The sequence below is a fragment of the Pseudomonas carassii genome, assembly GCF_036324045.1.
In the GTDB taxonomy this organism is placed as follows: domain Bacteria; phylum Pseudomonadota; class Gammaproteobacteria; order Pseudomonadales; family Pseudomonadaceae; genus Aquipseudomonas; species Aquipseudomonas peradeniyensis.
Genome location: NZ_JAZDCT010000014.1, coordinates 112,547 through 133,771, shown reverse-complemented (window position 1 = coordinate 133,771; position 21,225 = coordinate 112,547). Strand labels below are relative to the sequence as shown.

Annotated in this window: 17 protein-coding genes; 5 read left to right on the top strand and 12 right to left on the bottom strand. The window is 65.6% G+C overall.

The genetic code is table 11. The features are described 5' to 3' along the window. Window positions 1-156: 156 nt before the first annotated feature. Window positions 157-798 carry a TetR/AcrR family transcriptional regulator gene (locus tag V0R62_RS12945; protein ID WP_084942489.1) on the bottom strand — a complete coding sequence of 214 codons (642 nt, stop codon included), beginning with the start codon at window positions 796-798 and terminating at the stop codon, window positions 157-159. Window positions 799-969: 171 nt separating this feature from the next. Here V0R62_RS12945 and V0R62_RS12940 point away from each other — a divergent pair, with 171 nt between their 5' ends. Together V0R62_RS12940 and V0R62_RS12935 are read left to right on the top strand one after the other, a co-directional pair. After that, on the top strand, window positions 970-2,070 hold the full coding sequence (locus V0R62_RS12940) for an efflux RND transporter periplasmic adaptor subunit (RefSeq protein WP_330103973.1): 1,101 nt from the start codon (window positions 970-972) through the stop codon (window positions 2,068-2,070). A 6-nt stretch (window positions 2,071-2,076) separates the two neighbouring features. Continuing rightward, on the top strand, window positions 2,077-5,142 hold the full coding sequence (locus V0R62_RS12935) for an efflux RND transporter permease subunit (RefSeq protein WP_330103972.1): 3,066 nt from the start codon (window positions 2,077-2,079) through the stop codon (window positions 5,140-5,142). Between the two features lie 134 nt (window positions 5,143-5,276). Here the strand turns inward: V0R62_RS12935 and V0R62_RS12930 are convergent, their stop codons facing one another. Both V0R62_RS12930 and plsB read right to left on the bottom strand, forming a co-directional pair. Beyond that, entirely contained in the window at window positions 5,277-5,966 is a 690-nt protein-coding gene (locus V0R62_RS12930; RefSeq protein ID WP_330103971.1) for a DUF4197 domain-containing protein, read from the bottom strand. Between the two features lie 65 nt (window positions 5,967-6,031). After that, window positions 6,032-8,521, bottom strand: a complete 2,490-nt coding sequence (gene plsB, locus V0R62_RS12925; protein ID WP_330103970.1) for a glycerol-3-phosphate 1-O-acyltransferase PlsB — start codon at window positions 8,519-8,521, stop codon at window positions 6,032-6,034. Between the two features lie 228 nt (window positions 8,522-8,749). On the opposite strand from plsB, the gene V0R62_RS12920 reads away from it, so the two are divergent. Then, complete coding sequence (locus V0R62_RS12920) at window positions 8,750-8,959, top strand: cold-shock protein (RefSeq protein WP_011535295.1); 210 nt, start codon at window positions 8,750-8,752, stop codon at window positions 8,957-8,959. Between the two features lie 65 nt (window positions 8,960-9,024). On the opposite strand, the gene V0R62_RS12915 is transcribed toward V0R62_RS12920, so the two are convergent. The 4 genes from V0R62_RS12915 to V0R62_RS12900 form a co-directional block, all read right to left on the bottom strand. Further along, the gene (locus V0R62_RS12915) at window positions 9,025-9,402 is read right to left on the bottom strand and encodes a hypothetical protein (RefSeq protein WP_330103969.1); all 378 of its coding nucleotides are present in this window, start codon (window positions 9,400-9,402) and stop codon (window positions 9,025-9,027) included. A gap of 17 nt (window positions 9,403-9,419) precedes the next feature. Further along, window positions 9,420-10,232 carry a putative RNA methyltransferase gene (locus V0R62_RS12910; RefSeq protein WP_330103968.1) on the bottom strand — a complete coding sequence of 271 codons (813 nt, stop codon included), beginning with the start codon at window positions 10,230-10,232 and terminating at the stop codon, window positions 9,420-9,422. Beyond that, window positions 10,232-11,383 (bottom strand): succinyl-diaminopimelate desuccinylase, encoded by a 1,152-nt coding sequence (dapE, locus tag V0R62_RS12905; protein ID WP_330103967.1) that lies wholly within the window; start codon window positions 11,381-11,383, stop codon window positions 10,232-10,234. Before dapE ends, V0R62_RS12910 begins: the two co-directional genes overlap by 1 nt. A gap of 181 nt (window positions 11,384-11,564) precedes the next feature. Further along, window positions 11,565-14,156: a glycosyltransferase gene (locus V0R62_RS12900; RefSeq protein ID WP_330103966.1), complete on the bottom strand. Its 2,592-nt coding sequence runs from the start codon at window positions 14,154-14,156 to the stop codon at window positions 11,565-11,567. Window positions 14,157-14,444: 288 nt separating this feature from the next. Here V0R62_RS12900 and tcdA point away from each other — a divergent pair, with 288 nt between their 5' ends. Next, window positions 14,445-15,254 (top strand): tRNA cyclic N6-threonylcarbamoyladenosine(37) synthase TcdA, encoded by an 810-nt coding sequence (tcdA, locus tag V0R62_RS12895; RefSeq protein WP_330103965.1) that lies wholly within the window; start codon window positions 14,445-14,447, stop codon window positions 15,252-15,254. Window positions 15,255-15,385: 131 nt separating this feature from the next. Here the strand turns inward: tcdA and V0R62_RS12890 are convergent, their stop codons facing one another. The 4 genes from V0R62_RS12890 to V0R62_RS12875 all read right to left on the bottom strand — a co-directional run bounded on the left by V0R62_RS12890 (window position 15,386) and on the right by V0R62_RS12875 (window position 18,513). Then, window positions 15,386-15,796: a SufE family protein gene (locus V0R62_RS12890; RefSeq protein ID WP_330103964.1), complete on the bottom strand. Its 411-nt coding sequence runs from the start codon at window positions 15,794-15,796 to the stop codon at window positions 15,386-15,388. Then, on the bottom strand, window positions 15,793-16,998 hold the full coding sequence (locus tag V0R62_RS12885) for a cysteine desulfurase (protein WP_330103963.1): 1,206 nt from the start codon (window positions 16,996-16,998) through the stop codon (window positions 15,793-15,795). Before V0R62_RS12885 ends, V0R62_RS12890 begins: the two co-directional genes overlap by 4 nt. Before the next feature lie 90 nt (window positions 16,999-17,088). Further along, window positions 17,089-18,123: a 2,3,4,5-tetrahydropyridine-2,6-dicarboxylate N-succinyltransferase gene (gene dapD / locus V0R62_RS12880; RefSeq protein ID WP_050704404.1), complete on the bottom strand. Its 1,035-nt coding sequence runs from the start codon at window positions 18,121-18,123 to the stop codon at window positions 17,089-17,091. Between the two features lie 42 nt (window positions 18,124-18,165). Continuing rightward, entirely contained in the window at window positions 18,166-18,513 is a 348-nt protein-coding gene (locus V0R62_RS12875; RefSeq protein ID WP_050704405.1) for an ArsC family reductase, read from the bottom strand. A gap of 280 nt (window positions 18,514-18,793) precedes the next feature. Between V0R62_RS12875 and V0R62_RS12870 the strand changes: the two genes are divergently transcribed. After that, window positions 18,794-20,440 carry a Na+/H+ antiporter gene (locus V0R62_RS12870; protein ID WP_330103962.1) on the top strand — a complete coding sequence of 549 codons (1,647 nt, stop codon included), beginning with the start codon at window positions 18,794-18,796 and terminating at the stop codon, window positions 20,438-20,440. Here the strand turns inward: V0R62_RS12870 and V0R62_RS12865 are convergent, their stop codons facing one another. After that, complete coding sequence (locus V0R62_RS12865; RefSeq protein ID WP_330103961.1) at window positions 20,441-21,178, bottom strand: zinc metalloprotease; 738 nt, start codon at window positions 21,176-21,178, stop codon at window positions 20,441-20,443. Between the last annotated feature and the right edge of the window lie 47 nt (window positions 21,179-21,225).

Below are 21,225 nucleotides of genomic sequence, written 5' to 3'. Positions count from 1 at the left end.
AAGCGAAGCGAAGGGGCCGGATGATGGAGCGAGGATTTTTTGGTCCCTTTTTGATCCTTCAAAAAGGGACCCGCCGTAAGGGCGGAAAGGTGACTATGCGTCACCATCGCCAATGAATGCGCATAAAAAAATCAAAACAATCACCCCGAACCTAAACTAACCCCTGAAAGCCCGAACAAAAACCCCAACAGCCTCCCGCACATGCGCCTCAGCCTCATCCCCACTCAGCGCCTGCGCACACCCCAGCAACAACCGATAATCCGGCGCCCCCTTGACCAGGCAGAAGAAATGCTCCGCCGCCCGCAACGGGTTGTCGATCCGCAGCAACCCCCGCTGGTCGACACAATGCAGCAGCGCCGCCATCCCGGCCATCACCCGCTTCGGCCCCGCCTCGTAGAAATACTGCCCAAACCCCGGATCCTGGCTACCGAGGGCAAAGATCAGGCGACTCAGCTTGACCGCCTCGTCACTGCTGATCAGCGCCTGGAACCCCCGGGCAATGTTCAGCAGCACATCCTCCACCGCCACCCCTTCCGGATACTCGAACATCAAGTCAGGCAACTGGTTCTGGCAGGTGGACATGACCGCCGCGCCAAACAGCGTCTGCTTGTCGGTGAAATGGCTGTAGACGGTGAGCTTTGAAACACCTGCCGCCGCAGCGACCGCATCCATGCTGGTGTTGGCATAGCCAAGGCTGAGGAACAGGTGCTTGGCGGCTTCGAGGATGGCCTCGCGCTTGGCCAGGTCCTTGGGCCGGCCTGGGCCGATGGGTGCGTCGTTGGACATGAGGGACCGCATTCAGTGTGAAAGGGACACATCTTACCGGGTCGTGAAGGCGTCGGCTGCAGCATACGTCGCAAGGCTAATATGGATTTTCTCTGACACGCCCGCTTCCCCGACCCGGTTCGCTGACTTAATATACTCGTCAGTATAAATATTCGATGCGCCCTCTGCCAAAGGTCATTCATCATGTTGCGTCGTGCGTTGTCCCTCGCCCTGCCGGCAGCCGCCGTGCTCCTGCTTTCCGCCTGCGGCCAGGAGGCCGCGCCACCCGCCGCACCGCGCCCAGCGCTAGTGGTCCAGCCGCAACCGGCGCAGGCCTCGGCCGACAGTTATCCGGGCGAGGTGCGCGCGCGCTTCGAGCCTGAACTGGCGTTCCGCATCGGCGGCAAGGTCAGCAAGCGCCTGGTGGAAGAGGGGCAGCGGGTCAAGGCCGAGCAGCCGCTGGCCGAACTCGATCCCCAGGACGTGCGCCTGCAACTGGAGGCCAACCGCGCCCAGCTGGCGGCGGCCGAGGCCAACCTGGCGCTGGTGCGCGCCGAGCGCGACCGCTACCAGAAACTGCTGGACCGGCAGATGGTCAGCCGCTCCCAGTTCGACAACGCCGAGAACCTCTACCGCGCCGGCCAGGCGCGGCTGAAGCAGGCCAAGGCCGAGTTCGAAGTGGCCGGCAACCAGGCCGAGTACGCGGTGCTGCGCGCGCCCCAGGCCGGGGTGATCGCCAAGCGCCAGGTCGAGGTGGGCCAGGTGGTGGCCGCCGGGCAGACCGTGTTCACCCTTGCCGCCGACGGTGAGCGCGAAGTGGCCATCGGCCTGCCCGAGCAGCAGTTCGCCCGCTTCGCCGTCGGCCAGGTAGTGAGCGTGGAGCTGTGGTCGCACCCGAACCGACGCTTCGAGGGTCGCATTCGCGAGCTTTCCCCGGCGGCGGACCCGCGTTCGCGGACCTTTGCCGCACGCATCGCCTTCACCTCCAACGACACGCCGGCCGAGCTCGGCCAGAGCGCCCGGGTGTTCATCGACCATGCCGAACGCTCGCCGCTGGCGGTGCCGCTCTCGGCGGTGACCGCCGAGGCTGGCCAGGCCTATGTCTGGAAGGTGGGCAAGGACAACCGCCTGGAGCGTGCTCAGGTGCGCCTGGGCGCCTATGGCGCCGACAGCGTGCCGGTGCTCGAGGGGCTGCAGGCCGGCGACTGGGTGGTCGCCGCGGGTGGTCATGTACTGCGCGAAGGGCAACAGGTGCGGCCTGTGGACCGTAGCAACCGTGAAGTGAACCTGGCGGCCAAGGAGTAAGTCCCGATGGGTTTCAACCTTTCCGCCTGGGCGCTGCGCAATCGCCAGATCGTGTTGTTCCTGATGATCCTGCTGGCGGCGATTGGCGCCATGTCCTACACCAAGCTGGGGCAGAGCGAGGATCCACCCTTTACCTTCAAGGCCATGGTCATCCGTACCCTGTGGCCTGGGGCGACCGCCGAGGAGGTGTCGCGCCAGGTCACCGAGCGCATCGAAAAGAAGCTGATGGAGACCGGCGAGTACGAGCGGATCGTCTCGTTCTCGCGGCCTGGTGAGTCCCAGGTCACCTTCATGGCCCGCGACTCGATGCATTCCGCGGACATCCCCGAGCTGTGGTACCAGATCCGCAAGAAAGTCGCGGATATCAAGCATACCCTGCCGCCCGAGGCGCAGGGGCCGTTCTTCAACGACGAGTTCGGCACCACCTTTGGCAACATCTATGCCCTGACCGGCGCCGGCTTCGACTATGCGGTGCTCAAGGACTACGCCGACCGTATCCAGATCCAGCTGCAGCGGGTCAAGGACGTGGGTAAGGTCGAGCTGATCGGCCTGCAGGACGAGAAGGTCTGGATCGAGCTTTCCAACGTCAAGCTGGCTACCTTGGGCGTACCGCTCGCCGCCGTGCAGCAGGCGCTCAGCGAGCAGAACGCGGTGAGCACCGCAGGCTTCTTCGAAACCTCCAGCGAGCGCCTGCAACTGCGGGTCAGCGGGCGCTTCGACAGCGTCGAGCAGATTCGCCAGTTCCCCATCCGCGTGGGTGACCGCACCTTCCGTATCGGCGACGTCGCCGACGTGCAGCGCGGCTTCAACGACCCACCCGCGCCGCGCATGCGCTTCATGGGCGAGGATGCCATCGGCCTGGCGGTGTCGATGAAGGACGGCGGTGACATCCTGGTGCTCGGCAAGGCCCTGGAGGCCGAGTTCGCCCGCCTTGCGCAGAGCCTGCCGGCGGGCATGGAACTGCGCAAGGTGTCCGACCAGCCGGCGGCGGTGAAGGCCGGGGTCGGCGAGTTCGTGCAGGTGCTGATCGAGGCCCTGGCGATCGTCCTGCTGGTGAGTTTCTTCTCCCTGGGCCTGCGTACCGGCCTGGTGGTGGCGCTGGCGATTCCGCTGGTACTGGCCATGACCTTTGCCGCCATGCACTACTTCGGCATCGGCCTGCACAAGATCTCGCTGGGGGCGCTGGTACTGGCCCTGGGCCTGCTGGTGGACGACGCGATCATCGCGGTGGAGATGATGGCGATCAAGATGGAGCAGGGCTACGACCGGCTCAAGGCGGCGAGCTACGCCTGGACCAGTACCGCGTTCCCGATGCTCACCGGCACCCTGATCACTGCCGCCGGTTTCCTGCCGATCGCCACGGCGGCCTCGAGCACGGGGGAGTACACCCGCTCGATCTTCCAGGTAGTGACCATCGCCCTGCTGACCTCCTGGGTCGCCGCAGTAGTGTTCGTGCCCTACCTGGGCGAGCGCCTGCTGCCGGACCTGGCCAAGCTTCACGCAGCCCGCCATGGCGCCGACGGGCATGCCCCCGACCCATATGCCACGCCGTTCTACCAGCGTGTCAGGCGGGTGGTGGAGTGGTGCGTACGGCGGCGCAAGACGGTGATCGTCCTGACCATCGCCGCGTTCGTCGGCAGCATCCTGCTGTTCCGTTTCGTGCCGCAGCAGTTCTTCCCGGCCTCCGGCCGTCCGGAGCTGATGGTCGACCTGAAGCTGGCCGAAGGCGCCTCGTTGAACAACACCGCCGAACGGGTCAAGCAGCTGGAGGCGCTGCTCAAGCAGCAGGACGGTATCGCCAACTATGTCGCCTACGTTGGCACCGGCTCGCCGCGCTTCTACTTGCCGCTGGACCAGCAACTGCCGGCGGCGAGCTTTGCCCAGTTCGTGGTGCTGGCCAAGTCGCTGGAGGACCGTGAGCGTCTGCGCAGCTGGCTGATCGGCACCCTCGATCAGCAGTTCCCCGACCTGCGCTCGCGGGTCACGCGCCTGGAAAACGGCCCGCCCGTGGGCTATCCGGTGCAGTTCCGCGTCACCGGCGAGCACATCGAGAAGGTCCGCGCCCTGGCCCGCGAGGTGGCGGCCAAGGTGCGCGAAAACCCCCATGTGGTCAACGTGCACCTGGACTGGGAGGAGCCGAGCAAGGCGGTCTACCTGGATATCGACCAGGACCGCGCGCGGGCGCTGGGGGTGAGCACTGCGCACTTGTCGAGCTTCTTGCAGAGCTCGCTGACCGGCAGCAGCGTCAGCCAGTACCGCGAGGACAACGAACTGATCGAGATCCTTCTGCGCGGCACCCCGGAGGAGCGGCGTGAACTGGGTAACCTCGGCAGCCTGGCGGTGCCCACCGACAACGGCCAGAGCGTGGCCCTGTCGCAGGTGGCGACCCTGGAGTATGGCTTCGAGGAAGGCATCATCTGGCATCGCAACCGCCTGCCCACCGTCACCGTGCGCGCCGACATCTACGACAAGGAGCAGCCGGCGACCCTGGTCAAGCAGATCCAGCCGACCCTGGCCCAGATCAAGAGCGAGCTGCCCGACGGCTACCTGCTGGAAGTGGGCGGCACGGTGGAGGACTCCGAGCGTGGCCAGCGTTCGGTGAACGCCGGCATGCCCTTGTTCATCGTGGTGGTGCTGAGCCTGCTGATGATCCAGCTGCGCAGTTTCTCGCGGATGTTCATGGTGTTCCTCACCGCGCCTCTGGGGCTGATCGGCGTGACCCTGTTCCTGCTGGTGTTCCGCCAGCCGTTCGGCTTCGTCGCCATGCTCGGGACCATCGCCCTGGCGGGGATGATCATGCGCAACTCGGTGATCCTGGTAGACCAGATCGAACAGGATATCGCTGCGGGCATGGAGCGTTGGCAGGCGATCATCGAGGCCACGGTGCGGCGTTTCCGGCCGATCGTGCTGACCGCGCTGGCGGCGGTGCTGGCGATGATTCCGCTGTCGAGGAGCGTGTTCTACGGGCCGATGGCGGTGGCGATCATGGGCGGGTTGATCGTCGCCACGGTGTTGACCCTGCTGTTCCTGCCGGCGCTGTATGCGGCGTGGTTCAGGGTCAGGAAGGACTGAAAACCGCAGGGGAGGGCTGTGCCCTCCGTTCGCGGCACAAGGCCGCTCCTACAGGGATACGCAATCCACTGTAGGAGCGGCCTTGCCGAGGCGTCGGACCGGCCGGAAAGGGCTGCAAAGCAGCCCCATGGTCCTCAAAGAGCGCCGAACACCTTCTTGGCCAGGCTGGTCGCCGCACCGGCCGGGTTCTGGCGAATGCTCTCTTCCTGCTTGGCGATCATCTCGAACAGCCCGTCCAGGGCTTTCTCGGTCACGTAGCTCTCGATGTTGGCGCTCTTGGCGTCGACCACGCCCAGGCCTGCGGCCTGCCCGGCGAAGTTGTTGTACTGCTGGGCCAGGCCGACCTTGTCGGTGGCCTGCTTGACGATCGGCAGGAACTTGGCGCGGATCTGCTCGCGGCTGCTCTTGTTCAGGTATTGGGTGGCCGAGTCCTGGCCGCCGCTGAGGATGCCCTTGGCATCGGTCACGGTCATCTTCTTCACCGCATCCACCAGGATCGCCTGGGCTTGCGGCACCGCGGCCTCGGCGGCCTTGTTCATGCTGGTTTCCAGGGCTTCGACCTGTTCACCCTTGCCGAACATCTTCATGGCCTTGGCGGCCTTGCCGAGGTTGCCCGGCAGTTCGATGCGCACGTCGGGGTTGTTGCTGAAACCGCCGGGGGTGCTCAGTTGCTTGACGGCGATCTGCGCGCCTTGAGTGAGGGCGTCCTTCAGGCCGCCGGAGGCGTCGCTCTGGGACAGGTCGCCCAGCGACAGGGCCAGGGCGCTGGCCGACAGCAGCAGGCCGGCGCACAGGGTGGTGAAGCGCAAGGAGGAGTGAATCATGGGGATTTCCTTATGGGCAGAATGGAGCAGGTTCAGCGTATCGGGTAGACCGGGATCGGGCCAGTTCACTCAACCGCCACAGGTTCCGGTGTTTCATCGCGGTGCAAGGCTACATGGCGGATCGACAGGCGCAGCTCCGCCGACAGTACCCGCTTGGCCACGCCTTCGGCCAGCTCGGCAAGCTTGTCGTGGTAACCCAGCTTGCCATCGTCGTCCGGTTGCAGCACGCCTTCGCGCACTAGGGTCTGGATGAAGTGGCGGAACAGGGTCTTGTCGAAGAACTCCGGGGCATTCAGGCCATGCAGGATCGACAGGCGCTGGGCCATCATCACGCACAGCTCCTCCAGCTCCTCGGCGCTCAGCGTGTGCTGGCCGCTGTTGAGCAGCAACGAAGTGGCCATGTAGAAGCGCTGCAGGGTCTGGGTGATGGTGCGCGCCAGCAGCGTCAGCAGGACGAACTGCCGCGAGCTGGGTGCTGGTCGCATGTAGATGTCCTGCTCCCTGCGCAGCAGCCCCTGCTCGACCAGCGCTGTCAGCCACTGGTCGATGACCTCGTCCAGTTGCTCGGGCGTCCAGCGCAGGAACAGCTCGGCCTGCAGGTACGGATACAGTGCCCGTACGTACTGGCCCAGCAGATCGCGGCTCATGCGCGAGCTGCTGAGGAAGAAACTCGCCAGCAGCCCCGGCAGGGCGAAGATGTGCAGCACGTTGTTGCGGTAGTAGGTCATCAGCACCGCGTTGGCTTCGTCCAGGTAGAGGATGCGGCCCAGCGCATCCTTCTGCTCGGCCAGCAGGTCCATGCCCAGCACGTGGTCGATCAGCGCCTTGCCGTCGCCATCGGGCAGCGTGGTGTGAGGCGAGTAGGGCACCTGGCGCAGCAGGGCCAGGTACAGGTCGAGCACGCGGGTCAGGGCGCGCTCGTCCAGGGCCAGGCGGCTGGTCGACAGCAGGGCCAGGGCCACCAGGTTGACCGGGTTGATCGCCGCGGCTTCGTTCAGGTGACGGGCGACCGTCTCGCCCAGGCGGGTGGTGGTGTCGTTGAGCCAGGCCGGGCGGAACTGCGGGCCGAGCGGCTGATCGCGCCAGCCGGGCTGTTGTTCGTCGAGGAAGCTATTGAGGCGGATCGGTTCGCCAAAGTTGACGTAGACCTGGCCGAAGCGCTGCTTGAGCGCGCCGATGACCTTGAAGATGTCGAAGATCGATTCTTTCTTCTTGCTGGCGCCGCGTAGTTCGCCCAGGTAGGTGCGGCCTTCGAGCACCCGCTCATAGCCGATGTACACCGGGACGAAGACGATCGGCGTGCGCGAGGAGCGCAGGAAACTGCGCAGGGTGATCGCCAGCATGCCGGTGCGCGGCTGCAGCATGCGCCCGGTGCGCGAACGGCCGCCCTCGACGAAGTACTCCACCGGGAAACCCTTGGTGAACAGGGTGTGCAGGTACTCGTTGAACACCGCGGTGTACAGCGGATTGCCCTTGAATGTGCGGCGCATGAAGAAGGCGCCGCCGCGGCGCAGCAGGCCGCCGATCACCGGCATGTTGAGGTTGATGCCGGCGGCGATGTGCGGTGGCGTCAGACCATTGCGGAACAGCAGGTAGGACAGCAGCAGGTAGTCAATGTGGCTGCGGTGGCAGGGCACGTAGATCACCTCGTGGCCGGGGGCGATGCCCTGCACCTGCTCGATGTGGTTGACCTTGATGCCGTCGTAGATCTTGTTCCAGAACCAGCTGAGCACCACTTCGAGGAAGCGAATGGCGGTGTAGGTGTAGTCCGAGGCGATCTCGTTGCCGTAGTGCAGCGCCTTGGCCTCGGCCTTGGCGTAGGGGATCTTCTCGCGATCGGCCTCGTCGCTGATGGCCTGGCGCACCAGCGGGTCATGCACCAGGCCCTTGACCAGGTTGCGTCGGTGCGAGATGTCGGGTCCGATCACCGCGGTCTTCAGGTTGCGGAAATGCACGCGCATCATGCGCTGGGCCATGCGCACGGTGCGCTCATGGCCTTTGTTGTGCTGCACCAGTTCGCGCAGGTGGATCGGCGCGGAGAACTGCACCCGGGTCTTGCGCCCCAGGATCAGCACGCTAAGCAGGCGACGCAGGCGGCCGGTGACGGCCCAGCTGTCGGCGAACAGCAGCTTCCACGGGCTCGATTCGCTGGCGGGGGTCTGGCCCCAGAACACGCTGACCGGAATGATCTGCGCGTCTTCCTCGGCGTGCTGGCTGATTGCCGCGACCAGGCGCTCGAGCGTCGGTGGCGCGCCGCGTTTGTCCTGGCGGCCGAGCCAGTCCGGTTCGGGGGTGAGGTAGAAGAACGCCGCGGGCTCCTGCAGCGGGCCAACGGCCACCGGCAGCACCGGGCGTGGCAGCCCCGCCTTGGTGCACTCGTGGTCGATCACGGCCAGGTCGGTGAGCGATGGCGAGGAGAGGGCGTAGAACACCGGTCGGCTGCGGTCGAGCTTGAGCGTCAGCGAGGACTGGTTGATGGTTTCGGAGCGCACCCACAGGTAGAGAACGCGACGCAGGGCGCCGAAGATGAGGCGGCGCAGGGGAGAACGGGTCATGGGGTGGGGCCCTGGGTGAAAGTTTTCGTGTTTTACAGCCCGTTAGTCTGCCGTATCTGCGTAAGTTCAGCAAAATTCGGCCAAAAATGACCCTGTCATGAATTTTTTTTGTTCCCTGTCATATACTCGGCCTGCCGCTTGCAGGATATTCGTGCAAGCTGCGTCGGCGCGGACGGTGAACCCGCGCCAGCAAGGCGATCTTCAAAATAAAAATCCGGAGTAGTTCAGATGTCGTCTCGTGAGACTGGGAATGTGAAGTGGTTCAACGATGCCAAGGGTTATGGCTTCATTCAGCGCGAAGGTGGTGCGGACGTGTTCGTCCACTATCGGGCTATCCGCGGTGAGGGGCATCGCACCCTGGTCGAAGGGCAGCAGGTCGAGTACGCCCTCGTGCAAGGCCAGAAAGGCCTGCAGGCCGAGGACGTGGTAGGGCTCTGAGCCTCGCGGCTGTACGCTCAAGCTGCAAGTTGACCGTGGAACTTGCAGCCTGATGCGAACGCACTTCAGTTAGTGCGCCAGGTGATTTCCTGTTCACCGTCGGCGCTGATGCGGATCCAGCGATCGGCATCTTCTTCCCCGTCTTCCTCTGTCCAGCTGCCAGGCGCGCAACGCACTTCGACGTTGAGCGCGGCGAATGCCGCACGGGCGCAGGCGATGTCGTCGGCCCACGGGGTCTGGTCGCTTTCCAGGTACAGGCTGTTCCATTTCCCCACAGCCTTCGGTAACCAGGTGACCGGAATGTTACCGGCCGTGCACTTGAAGGTCTGGCCTTTCTGCTTCCATTCGCTGCACGGGCCCAGGGCCTGGGTGAGCCAGTCGGCGATCTGCTTGTGATCGACGTCGTCGTCCTTGAGGTAGATCTCGATATCGGGTTGACGCATGGGGGGCTCCAGTGTGCTCAGTCTTGGCGCACGAAATAGTCATAACGCATGGAAACGGTGACCTCGAAGGGTTCGGGCTGGTCGATCACCCGCGCGCGCTTCTCGGCGCTGGCGCGCCAGCCGTGCGGGGTCATGGCCAGCAGGTCGGCGCGGGCCTTGGCGTCGGTAAGGCTCAGGCGGAACTCGAGGATCTCGCCGTGGGCGTGGGCCATGCCTTCGGGGACCAGGGCCAGGTGCTTGTCGTCGGCGTACGGGCGCACTTCATCGTAGAGTACCTCGCGCAGCTCCATCAGGTGGCCGCTGGTCGGGCCGACCCGCATCAGGCCGCCACCGGGCGCCAGCAGGCGCTTGGCCTCCTGCCAGTCGAGCGGGCTGAACACGCTGGCGATGAAGCCGCAGCTGGCATCGGCCATGGGCACGCGGGCCATGCTGGCGACCATCCAGGTCACCTCGGGGGCGCGGCGACAGGCGCGTTTGACCGCCTCGCGGGAGATATCCAGGGCGTATCCGTCGGCCGCCGGCAGGGCCTGGGCGATCTGCGCGGTGTAGTAGCCTTCGCCGCAGCCGATGTCCAGCCAGGCTTGTGGTTGGCGCTCGGCGGCCAGTTGCGCCAGGCGCCGGGCCACCGGGGCGTAGTGGCCGGCGTCGAGGAAATCGCGGCGGGCTTCGACCATGGCCTGGTTGTCGCCCGGATCGCGGCTGTTCTTGTGCTGCACCGGCAGCAGGTTCAGGTAGCCCTGACGGGCGCGGTCGAAACGGTGGCCGGCGGGGCAGGCCACGCCGTTGTCGAGTCGCGCCAGGGGCGCCTGGCAGAGAGGGCAGGCGAGCATCAGGCGAGCAACCGCACCAGGGTCTGGTAGTAGATCTCGGTCAGCAGGTCGAGGTCGCTGGCCAGGATGCGTTCGTCCACCTGGTGGATGGTGGCGTTGACCGGACCGAGCTCGACCACCTGGGTGCCCATGGTGGCGATGAAGCGGCCGTCGGAGGTGCCGCCGCTGGTCGATGGACGGGTCTCGCGACCGGTGACCGCCTTGATGCTCGACGACACCGCATCGAGCAGGTCGCCCGGCTCGGTGAGGAACGGCAGGCCCGACAGCGCCCAGTCGATGCTCCATTCCAGCTGATGCTTGTCGAGGATCGCCGCGACGCGCTGCTGCAGGCCCTCGACCGTCGATTCGGTAGAGAAACGGAAGTTGAACAGCGCGGTCAGCTCGCCCGGGACCACGTTGGTGGTGCCGGTGCCGGAGTTGAGGTTGGAGAACTGGAAGCTGGTCGGCGGGAAGAACGCGTTGCCTTCGTCCCAGTGCTCAGCGGCCAGTTCCGCCAGGGCCGGCGCGGCCAGGTGGATCGGGTTGCGCGCCAGGTGCGGGTAGGCCACGTGACCTTGCTTGCCGCGCACGGTCAGCTTGGCGCCAAGCGAGCCGCGACGTCCGTTCTTGACCACGTCACCGAGCAGGGTGGTGCTGGACGGTTCGCCGACGATGCACCAGTCCAGGCGTTCGTTGCGTGCCTTGAGGCGCTCGACCACGGCCTTGGTGCCATGGTGGGCCGGGCCTTCCTCGTCGCTGGTGATCAGGAAGGCGACCTTGCCGCGGTGGTTTGGGTAGTCGTGCACGAAGCGCTCGCTGGCCACCACCATGGAGGCCAGGCTGCCCTTCATGTCGGCGGCGCCACGGCCGCAGAGCATGCCGTCGGCATCGATCAGCGCCTCGAACGGTTCATGCTGCCATTGCTGCACCGGGCCGGTGGGGACCACATCGGTGTGGCCGGCGAAGCACAGCACCGGGCCATCCTGGGTGCCATGGGTGGCCCAGAAGTTGTCGACGTCCTCGATGCGCATCGGCTCGAGCTGGAAGCCGACGGCGCCCAGGCGGTTCATCATCTGGGTCTGGCAGTCGGCATCGACCGGGGTGACCGAGGGGCGACGGATCAGGTCGCAGGCCAGTTGAAGGGTAGGCGAGAGCTCGGCTGGGGCCGTCATTGAGGGACTCCGGGGCAAGGCAAGGCGGGGAAACTGAGGGGCGTTATCTTATATCAAACCATGGTGGAATGGGGCCGCGTTGCGGCCCTTTCGCGGCACAAGGCCGCTCCTACAGAGACTGCGCTGCCTGTGTAGGAGCGGCCTTGTGCCGCGAAAGGGGCGCAACGCGCCCCCGGCGATCTCAAGCCTGTTGTGGCTCTGCAACCTTCTCGGAGGGCTTGGGCAACGACGACAGCAACGCCATCACCAGCGCCGCCAGGTACGGCAACGACTGCACCAGCAGCATCGCCACCCAGAAACGCATGTCCGAACTCGGCAGCCCCTGTACCAGATAGATCCCCAGCGCCGCGCCCCACAGCAGCAACATGATGAACAGCTCTTCGCGGGCCTCGGAAATCGCCACCAGCAGCCCATGGCTGTCGGCGTTCTTCGGCGTGCGGAAGAACGGCATGCTGCTGGTGAAGAAACCGTACAGCACCGCCTTGGCGATGGTGTGCGACAGCGCCAGCCCCGCCAGCGCGGCGGCGAAGGCGTCCTTGAGGTTGACCCCCACCGCGCGGCGGTAAAGGAAGACGATCTTGCCGACCTTGAAGAAGAACAGCGCCAGCGGTGGAATGGCGAACATCATCAGCGGCGGGTCGACCCGGTGCGGCACGATGATCATCGCCGCCGACCACAGCAGCGCGCCGACGGTGAAGAAGATGTTCATGCCGTCGGCGATCCATGGCAGCCAGCCGGCCAGGAAGTGATAACGCTGGCCACGGGTCAGCTCGCTGCCCTTGCCGCGCAGCAGGGCGCCGGCATGGTGCTTGATGATCTGGATGGCGCCATAGGCCCAGCGGAAGCGCTGCTTCTTGAAGTCGATGAAGGTGTCGGGCATCAGGCCCTTGCCGTAGCTGTTGTGGGCGTAGGCCGCCGACAGGCCCTTCTCGAACACGCGCAGGCCCAGCTCGGCGTCCTCGCAGATGCACCACTCGGCCCAGCCCAGCTCCTCGAGCACGCTGCGCCTGGTCATGGTCATGGTGCCGTGCTGGATGATCGCGTCACGGTCGTTGCGGGTGACCATGCCGATATGGAAGAAGCCCTTGTATTCGCTGTAGCACAGCTTCTTGAAGGCGCTCTCGTGCTGGTCGCGGTAGTCCTGGGGCGACTGCACCACGGCGATCTTCGGGTCGGCGAAGTGCGGCACCATGTGCTTGAGCCAGTTGCGATCGACACAGTAGTCGGAGTCGATCACCGCGATCACCTCGGCGTCTTTGGCCGTGTGCGGGATCAGGTAGTTCAGCGCGCCGCCCTTGAAGCCGGCCAGCGGTGCGACGTGGAAGAACCTGAAGCGCTCGCCGAGCTTCTCGCAGTGGGCCTTGAGCGGCTCCCACACGGCCGGATCCTTGGTGTTGTTGTCGATCACCAGCACTTCGTAGTCCGGATAATCCAGCGCGGCGAGGGCGTCCAGGGTCTGCTTCACCATCTCCGGCGGTTCGTTGTAGCACGGCACATGTACCGAGACCTTCGGCCGATAGGCGCTGTCGCCCTGCACGGGCAGGAACTCCCGCCGCCGCTTGTGAATCCACACCGCCTCGGCCAGTTCATGGGCCTCGGTCAGCAGCACGATGAACACCCCGAGTGCGCCCAACGCCAGCAGCACGCCCACGGTGAGGCTGAACCAGGTGCTGTACTGCTGGCTGTAGTCGTAGGCGATCCATACCAGCACCGACCCGCACAGGAAGGTGATGAAGGTGAGGAAGGTGCGCCCGCGCTGGCGTAGGGCCGAGCCGTCGATCAGCAGGATGGCCAGGGCGATCATCGCCAGCACCACCGAGGCCACGGCCAGGGCGCGCCACTGCGGGATCGCCACGATCGGGCCCTCGAAGTTGAATTTCTGCTGGCGCTCGGCGTTGTACACGCCCCAGTAGGCACCTACCGAGCCTTCGTCGCTGGCCTTCCACGGCTGGTCATAGGCCTCGATGACGAAGTAGTTGTAGCCGCGGCGGTTGAGGGTGTTGACCAGGGTACGCAGGTAGATGGCCTGGTCGGCCTGGGTGGCGTCGGCGCCGCCGCGCATGCGGCCATTGCTTGGCCAGCCGACCTCCGAGAGCAGCAGCGGCTTGCGCGGGAACTGTTTGCGCAGCTCGCGGGCACGGTCGAGGACGAACTGCACCGAGTCCTTCATGGGCACGAATTCCCAGTAGGGCAGGATGTGCGCGGCGACCAGGTCGACGTGTTTCGCCAGCTCCGGGTACTCCTTCCAGATGTGCCACTGCTCACTGGTGGTCACCGGCACCTTGACCGCGGCACGGACCCGGTCCAGGTAGCCGATCAGTTGCTCGGCGGTGACTTCCTCGCGGAACAGCGCCTCGTTGCCGACCACCACCCGCACCACGCTGCGCGAGGTGTTGGCCAGGCCGATGGCCTTTTCGATCTCCCGCTCGTTGCGTTCCTGGTCGTTGCTGATCCAGATCCCCAGGGTGACGCGCAGGCCAAGCTCCTCGGCCAGGCGCGGGACCTCGGCCTGGGTACCCTCGACGGTGTAGATACGGATGTTGTCGGTCAGCTTGTTCAGTTGCTCGAGGTCCTGGCGGATCTCGTCCTCGCTGGGGTACTGGCCTTTCTGTGGGCTCTGGCCGAGACGGAAGGGCGAGTAGGAGAAACCGGAAATCTGTTCCGGCCAGGCGGGGGCGGATACCGGGCGGTTGATCAAGGCCCAGAACCCGGTGAACAGCGCGGCGATGGCCAGGACCACCACCAGGTTGAGACCGAATTTGCGTGATGACATAGGTGTTAGAGGTTCCGAAGAGGGGAGCGAGGCGTCGCCGCTGGGGCGTGGGTCCTACGGATTCCGGGGAAGGTAATCCGTTGGATTGTCGACAGAGGATGTAGTTCTCAGTCCGCCTGGCTGTCGTCCAGATATAGTTGCTTGATAGGACATTAAAGCAGGCATGGTAGGACTTTTTCCAACCCGTGGCCGCTCTGGCACGCCCAGGTGGCGTGATCGGGCCGTGCGCTATGCCCGCGAACCCATGGCTTGGCCTATAATGCGCGCCGGTTTTTTCGGGGTATCAGCATGAGCACAGAAGATCCACGCTTCGCCGGCGTCGCCCGGCTCTACGGCGACGACGGCCTGCAGCGCCTGAGTCAGGCCCATGTGGCCATCGTCGGTATCGGCGGGGTCGGTTCGTGGGCGGCCGAGGCCCTGGCCCGCAGCGGCGTGGGCGAAATCAGCCTGTTCGACCTGGACGATGTCTGCGTGAGCAATACCAACCGCCAGGCCCACGCCCTCGAAGGCCAGGTCGGCCGGGCCAAGGTCGAGGTGATGGCCGAGCGCCTACGGGCGATCAACCCGGCCTGCACGGTGCATGCGGTAGCCGATTTCGTCACCCGCGAAACCATGGCCGAGTACATCACCGAGCAGATGGACTGCGTGATCGACTGCATCGACAGCGTGATGGCCAAGGCGGCGCTGATCGCCTGGTGCCGCCGCCGCAAGATCGCCATCGTCACCACCGGTGGCGCCGGCGGGCAGATCGACCCGACCCAGATCCAGATCGGCGACCTCAACAAGACCTTCAACGATCCACTGGCTTCACGGGTGCGCTCGACCCTGCGCCGCGACTACAACTTCTCGCGCAACACCAGCCGCAACTATGGCGTGGCGTGCGTGTTCTCCAGCGAACAGCTGCGCTACCCCAAGGGGGATGGCAGCGTGTGCCTGCAGAAGAGCTTTGTCGGTGAGGGCGTGCGCCTGGACTGCGCCGGTGGATTCGGCGCGGTGATGATGGTGACCGCGACCTTCGGCATGGTCGCGGCGAGCAAGGCCGTGGAGAAACTGGTGGCCGGCGCGCGGCGGCCTTCTGAGCGGATCAAGACCCTGTAGGAGCGGCCTTGTGCCGCGAAAGGGCTGCGAAGCAGCCCCGGCGATCCCGATGACCGCACGAATCCTGGGGCCGCTTCGCGCCCCTTTCGCGGCAAAAGGCCGCTTCTACAAGTGTGGGGGCTGCCTTGGGGTCAGTGAGCGGTCGCCAACTCGGCCATCTTCAGCAACACCGCATGCAGCCCATTGCTGCGTGACGGCGACAACTGCCGCTCCAGCCCCAACTGGGTAAACCAGGTGCTCAGGTCGAGCGCTGCCAATCGATCGCTGGCCAAACCCTGCACCCGCACCAGCAGCAGTGCCAGCAAGCCGCGCAGCAGCCGTGCATCGCTGGCGGCTTTGAAATGCCACTGACCATTTTCCTGTTGGGCCACCAGCCACACCAGGCTCTCGCAGCCATGCACCCGGTTGGCTTCGGTCTTGTCGTTGTCGTCCAGTGGTTCCAGCCGATCACCCCATTGCATCAGCAACCGCGCCCGTTGCTCCCACCCGCGCGCCTGCTCGAAGCTCTCCAGCGCCTGGCTGGCCTCGGCCGACAGGCTCATCGCAGCAGCTCCAGGCCCTGGTCGAGCGCGTCGAAGAAGCGTTGCAGGTCGTCGCTGTCGGAGTAGAGCCCCAGTGACACGCGGATCGCGCCGTCCAGGCCCAGGTGCCTGAGCAGCGGCATGGCGCAATGATGTCCCGCGCGCACGGCGATGCCCTGTTCGGTCAGCAGGTGGGCGATATCGGCGTTGTGCACGCCATCGATGACGAAACTGGCCAGCGCCGCCTGAGGCGAGCCGAGCAGGCGAACCCCCTCGCGATCAGCCAGGCCGCGCACCAGATGCTGGTGCAAGGTGGCCTCATGGGCGGCCACCGCATTGACGTCGAGGCTGGCCAGGTAGTCGAGGGTGGCACCCAGTCCGATGACACCCGCGATTGGCGGCGTGCCGGCCTCGAAGCCCAACGGTGCCGGGCGGAAGCTGGCGTCCTGGTAGTCCGCCAACTGCACCATCTCGCCGCCGTACTGCCAGTGGCGCAACTGTGCCAGCGCCTGCTGGCGGCCGTACAGCACGCCCACGCCATCCGGGCCATAGAGCTTGTGGCTGGAAAACACATAGAAGTCGCAGTCCAGTTGCTGCACATCGTGGCGACCGTGGACCACGCCCTGGGCGCCATCGACCACGCTCAGCGCGCCTTGGGCTCGGGCATGGGCCAGCAACGGCGCCAGCGGCTGCCAGGTCCCCAGCACATTGGACAGCTGGCTGATCGCCAGCAAGCGGGTGCGCGGGCCGATCAATTGCAGGGCCTGTTCCAGGTCGACATGCCCCAGGTCGTTCACCGGCAGGATCACCAGGCGCAATTGGCGTCGGTGCGCCAGTTGTTGCCAGGGCAGCAGGTTGGCGTGGTGCTCCAGGGCGCTGACAGCGATTTCGTCACCCGCCTCGAAGCGGTGTTCCAGGCCATAGGCCAGCAGGTTCAGGGCCGAGGTGGCGCCGTGGGTGAAGACGATCTGCCGCGAGTCGGCGGCATTGAGCCAGGCGGCGACCTTGTCGCGGGAGCCCTCGAAGGCCTGGGTGGCCAGGGCGCCGGGCAGGTGCTGGGCGCGGTGCACATTGGCGGCGCCATGGCCATAGTAATGGCTCAGGGCATCCAGCAGGGCCTGGGGCTTCTGGGTGGTAGCGGCGCTGTCCAGGTAGGTCTGGTGCTGCCGTTGCAGGGCGCCGATGGCGGGGAAGTCGGCACGCCAGGGGGAGGGCTGGAACATGTTAGCGGGGCCTGGAATAAAAATTGGGTCTGCCCACAAGCAAAGCCTGGGAGCAGACCCGATCTTATCACTTCAAACCCGGGCAGGTTCTCAGTTGTGCGCGTGCAGTGCCTCGTTCAGCTCGATGGCCGACTTGTGGGTCTTGCACTCCACCGCGCCATTGAGCGAATTGCGGCGGAATAGCAGGTCGGTCTGGCCGGCCAGGTCGCGGGCCTTGACCACCTTGACCAGCTGGTTGTTCTCGTCCAGCAGGTTCACCTTGGTGCCAGCGGTGATGTACAGGCCGGCCTCGACGGTGTTGCGGTCGCCCAGCGGAATGCCGATGCCGGCGTTGGCGCCGATCAGGCAGCCTTCGCCGACCTTGATGACGATGTTGCCGCCACCGGACAGGGTGCCCATGGTCGAGCAGCCGCCGCCCAGGTCCGAACCCTTGCCGACGAACACGCCAGCGGAGACGCGGCCTTCGATCATGCCCGGGCCTTCGGTGCCGGCGTTAAAGTTGACGAAACCTTCGTGCATGATGGTGGTGCCTTCGCCGATGTAGGCGCCCAGGCGCACACGGGCGGTGTCGGCGATGCGCACGCCGGCCGGCACGACGTAGTCGGTCATCTTCGGGAACTTGTCCACCGAGAACACTTCCAGCAGTTCGCCTTTCAGGCGTGCTTCCAGTTGCAGCTCGGCCAGCTCGGCCAGGTCGACCGCGCCCTGGTTGGTCCAGGCGACGTTCGGCAGCAGCGGGAAGATGCCGGCCAGCGACACACCGTGCGGCTTGACCAGGCGGTGCGACAGCAGGTGCAGCTTGAGGTAGGCCTCGGGGGTGGAGGTCAGCGCGCCGTCTTCGGCCAGCAGGGTGGCGACCAGCGGCTTGTGGCTCTCGGCCAGGCGGGTCAGCAGTGCGGCCTGGGCGGCATCGACGCCCTTGAGCGCGTCGGCCAGCTGGGCGGCCTGGGCGGTGGTGAAGGCGATGGCCTGGTTGCCCCCTTCATAGCCCAGCACCGGCGCGATGGCCGCGACCAGTTCGGCGGACGGCTTGAGCACGGGTTGTGCGTAGAAGACTTCCAGCCAGGCGCCCTGGCGATTCTGGGTGCCGACACCGAAGGCCAGGCTGAACAGCGATTGAGACATGCGATTACCTCGTACGAAAAGGGGATGGAGCGTAATACGGGATCAGGCCAGCGCCGCGGCGTACAGGTCGGGCTTGAAGCCGACCAGCGTGCGCTCGCCGAGGTCGAGCACCGGACGCTTGATCATCGACGGCTGGGCGAGCATCAGTTCGACGGCCTTGGCCTGGTCGAGGTCGGCCTTGCTGGCGTCGTCGAGCTTGCGGAAGGTGGTCCCGGCGCGGTTCAGCACGACTTCCCAGCCGTGCTCGTCGCACCAGCGGTTCAGGCTGTCGCGGTCGATGCCCTGGGTCTTGTAGTCGTGGAAGTCGAAGCCGATGGCCTTGTCTTCAAGCCAGGTGCGGGCCTTTTTCATGGTGTCGCAGGCTTTGATGCCGTAGAGAGTGTAAGCCATTGAATGCCTGGGGCAGCCTGGTCGGGCCGGGCGTCCCCGATGCTCCTTGAAGATTGGGTGGGCCGATTATGCGGCATCGATGGGGCTGGCGCCACGGCTGCGGGCTGGAAGGCCGCGCCGATGTGTTTCACCGCTTCTCGCGTAGCATTGTGTTACATATTCCCGGCCAGGCTGCGACTATCGTGCAGCGGTCCACGATAGCGCATCCCCGCTAACATATTGTTTCAATGGCGATGTTTCGCCTCGCTGTGGTTTCTCCGATCAAACAGGAAGCTTGCCGATGCAGTCAGCCTATACCGTTCTAATCCTGCTGATGCTGGTGAGCGTGTCGAAACTGGTCGGGCGGGTGCTGCCGCTGCCCCTGCCGCTGGTGCAGATCGGCGCCGGCGCCTTGCTGGCCTGGCCGACCCTGGGCCTGCACGTGGCGCTGGACCCGGAGCTGTTCCTGTTCCTGTTCCTGCCGCCGCTGCTGTTCGCCGACGGCTGGCGCATGCCCAAGCGCGAACTGTGGCGCATCCGCGGGCCGGTGGTTGCGCTGGCGGTGGGGCTGGTGCTGTTCACCGTGGTCGGCGCCGGCTACTTCATCCACTGGCTGTTACCGAGCATCCCGCTACCGGTCGCCTTCGCCCTGGCGGCGGTGTTGTCGCCCACCGACGCCGTGGCTGTTTCGGCCATCACCCAGGACCGCCTGCCGACACCGCTGATGCACATGCTCCAGGGCGAGGCGCTGATGAACGACGCCTCGGGCCTGGTGACCTTCAAGTTTGCCCTGGTGGCGGCGATCACCGGGGTGTTCTCGTTGACCGAGGCCAGTCTGACCTTCGTCCTGGTCGCCCTTGGTGGCCTGGCGGTGGGGGTGGCGCTGAGCTGGCTGGTCGGACGCCTGCGCATGTGGATGATCACCCGCGGCTGGGACGACCCGGCCACTCACGTGGTGTTCATGCTGCTGCTGCCCTTTGCCGCCTACGTGCTGGCCGAACGGCTTGGCGTGTCCGGCATTCTCTCGGCGGTGGCCGCCGGGATGATGCAGAGCTGGCTGGACCTGCTGCCCCGGCAGACCAGCACCCGCCTGCTCAACCGCAGTGTCTGGTCGCTGCTGGAGTTCGCCTTCAATGGCCTGATCTTCCTGCTGCTGGGCCTGCAGTTGCCGGACATCATCAAGGCGGTGGTGAGCGACGAGGCCGCCGCGTGGCCAACGCTTGCCTGGCGCTGCCTGGACGTGGTGGCGATCTTCGCCGCGCTGGTGCTCTTGCGGTTCATCTGGGTGCAGAGCATCTGGCGGGCTATCGGCGTGGTTAGACGCTGGCGCGGCAAGCCTGCGCTGGTGCTGATGCCGACCGCGCGCTCCTGCTGGTTGCTGACCCTGGGCGGGGTGCGCGGGGCGGTGACCCTGGCGGGCGTGATGTCGGTGCCGTTGCTGATCGGCGCGGGCAAGGCGTTCCCCGAGCGTGACCTGCTCATCTTTATCGCCGCCGGGGTGATCCTGCTATCGCTGGTCAGCGCCTGCATCGCTTTGCCGATCCTGCTGCGCGGCGTGACCAAGAGCCCGGACGAGCGCTTGCATCAGGAAGTGCAGGAGGCCTGGCGGCGCACCGCCGAGGCCGCGATCCATGCGCTCGAGGCCGAAGAGGTGATCGATGCCAACGCGCCGCAGGATGCCGCCCAGGCGACCCTGGCCACCGAACTCAAGGCGCGGCTGATGGCCGAGTACCGCGATGAACTGGACAGTTACAACGACAGCGCCGAGGCCAGGGCGCTGGCCGAACAGATGGATCTGCTGGAGCGTCGTCTGCGCCTGCGTGCCCTGCGTGCGCAGCGGCTGGAGTTGTACGAGCTGCATCGCCAGCACCTGGTCGGGGACGAAGTGGTGCGTCAGGTGCTGGGCGAGCTGGACCTGAGCGAGGCCAACCTCGGGCAGGTCCGCTAGTTACTTGCACGAAGCCGGATAGACCAGGCGCATGAAGCGCTTGTCCTTCTTGCTGATCTTCAGGTTATGGCTGCGCTTGAACGCGTGGCGCGTGAGTTTCTGCCTGATGCGGTAATGCATGATCGATTGCCTGTCATAGGGCAGGATGAGCAGGTCGCCGTTATCGGGCAGTGGCAGGAATTGAATGGCGAGATCCTCTTCGATCAGGTCGGCGAGCTCATCCGGGCTGCTGGCCTCGTCGGCCAGGACCGCTGCCAGTAACTGGCGCACCGCGCCCAGGTCCCAGGGAATGTTGGCCCGTGGGTGCTGGTGCTCGTGCTCCATGCCCAATGCGTGCCCGAACTCATGCAGTACGAACGGCTCGAACAGCGGGTCCGACAGCTTGACCCCCAATGCCATGGTGGCACCGTCCACGTCCAAGGCCTGGTTGCCCAGGAAACTGAAATTCACGCCTTCCTGCACATCGGTCTGGATGCGGATCTCTGCTTCGTCGACATTGTTGTCGAGGAGTTCGAACTTCAGGTTGGCGTATTTCAGCCATTGGCACGCGGTGTCGAAAATCGATTTCTTGAGCCACGGGCATGGCGTGCCGACGAACGAGATTCTGAGTGTCTGGCCTGGGCGCCAGAACACGGAATGATCCGCCACCGAGCGTTTCCTGCGCGACTTCGCCGATTGCGGCAACAGCAGCTTCTGGCGCAGGCGGTAGGTTGCGTTTGCCATGAGAACATCGGACATCGTTGTGCACCTTCGGGGTTGAGAGGTGCCAACTATCGGCTGTCTGA

Coding starts and splice junctions, on each gene's coding strand:
- V0R62_RS12945 (WP_084942489.1), bottom strand. CDS start 798: ATGCGGTCCCTCATGTCCAACGACGCACCCATCGGCCCAGGCCGGCCC.
- V0R62_RS12940 (WP_330103973.1), top strand. CDS start 970: ATGTTGCGTCGTGCGTTGTCCCTCGCCCTGCCGGCAGCCGCCGTGCTC.
- V0R62_RS12935 (WP_330103972.1), top strand. CDS start 2,077: ATGGGTTTCAACCTTTCCGCCTGGGCGCTGCGCAATCGCCAGATCGTG.
- V0R62_RS12930 (WP_330103971.1), bottom strand. CDS start 5,966: ATGATTCACTCCTCCTTGCGCTTCACCACCCTGTGCGCCGGCCTGCTG.
- plsB (WP_330103970.1), bottom strand. CDS start 8,521: ATGACCCGTTCTCCCCTGCGCCGCCTCATCTTCGGCGCCCTGCGTCGC.
- V0R62_RS12920 (WP_011535295.1), top strand. CDS start 8,750: ATGTCGTCTCGTGAGACTGGGAATGTGAAGTGGTTCAACGATGCCAAG.
- V0R62_RS12915 (WP_330103969.1), bottom strand. CDS start 9,402: ATGCGTCAACCCGATATCGAGATCTACCTCAAGGACGACGACGTCGAT.
- V0R62_RS12910 (WP_330103968.1), bottom strand. CDS start 10,232: ATGCTCGCCTGCCCTCTCTGCCAGGCGCCCCTGGCGCGACTCGACAAC.
- dapE (WP_330103967.1), bottom strand. CDS start 11,383: ATGACGGCCCCAGCCGAGCTCTCGCCTACCCTTCAACTGGCCTGCGAC.
- V0R62_RS12900 (WP_330103966.1), bottom strand. CDS start 14,156: ATGTCATCACGCAAATTCGGTCTCAACCTGGTGGTGGTCCTGGCCATC.
- tcdA (WP_330103965.1), top strand. CDS start 14,445: ATGAGCACAGAAGATCCACGCTTCGCCGGCGTCGCCCGGCTCTACGGC.
- V0R62_RS12890 (WP_330103964.1), bottom strand. CDS start 15,796: ATGAGCCTGTCGGCCGAGGCCAGCCAGGCGCTGGAGAGCTTCGAGCAG.
- V0R62_RS12885 (WP_330103963.1), bottom strand. CDS start 16,998: ATGTTCCAGCCCTCCCCCTGGCGTGCCGACTTCCCCGCCATCGGCGCC.
- dapD (WP_050704404.1), bottom strand. CDS start 18,123: ATGTCTCAATCGCTGTTCAGCCTGGCCTTCGGTGTCGGCACCCAGAAT.
- V0R62_RS12875 (WP_050704405.1), bottom strand. CDS start 18,513: ATGGCTTACACTCTCTACGGCATCAAAGCCTGCGACACCATGAAAAAG.
- V0R62_RS12870 (WP_330103962.1), top strand. CDS start 18,794: ATGCAGTCAGCCTATACCGTTCTAATCCTGCTGATGCTGGTGAGCGTG.
- V0R62_RS12865 (WP_330103961.1), bottom strand. CDS start 21,178: ATGTCCGATGTTCTCATGGCAAACGCAACCTACCGCCTGCGCCAGAAG.